The sequence below is a fragment of the Streptomyces sp. URMC 126 genome (assembly GCF_051386555.1).
Classification (GTDB): domain Bacteria; phylum Actinomycetota; class Actinomycetes; order Streptomycetales; family Streptomycetaceae; genus Streptomyces.
Genome location: NZ_JBPQTX010001095.1, coordinates 1 through 254, shown reverse-complemented (window position 1 = coordinate 254; position 254 = coordinate 1). Strand labels below are relative to the sequence as shown.

The 254-nt window shown below is 72.4% G+C and carries 1 protein-coding gene; it reads right to left on the bottom strand.

The features are described 5' to 3' along the window. On the bottom strand, window positions 1-254 hold a 254-nt coding region (locus ACSNOK_RS35225; RefSeq protein ID WP_436784761.1), incomplete at both ends, for a S1 family peptidase.

The following is a 254-nucleotide window of genomic DNA, read 5'->3' as shown; positions in this document are numbered from 1 at the left end:
CCCTTCACCCAGGGCCGGGGCGTCCAGTTGCTGTTGACCGCGACCCAGGCGTAGTCGTTGCCGGGGAAGGACGACCCCTGGAAGCTGCCCATGGGCTGCTGGTTGTGGCCGGTGACGGAGTCGCCGGGCCGGCCGCAGTGCCCGGCGGTGACGAAGCCGCCCTGCGTGCCCCGGGTCACCGAGAAGCCCACCGAGCAGCGGGAGCGGCCGTTGATGTAGTACGCCTCCCCGCCGCGCACGTCGTAGTACGGGCG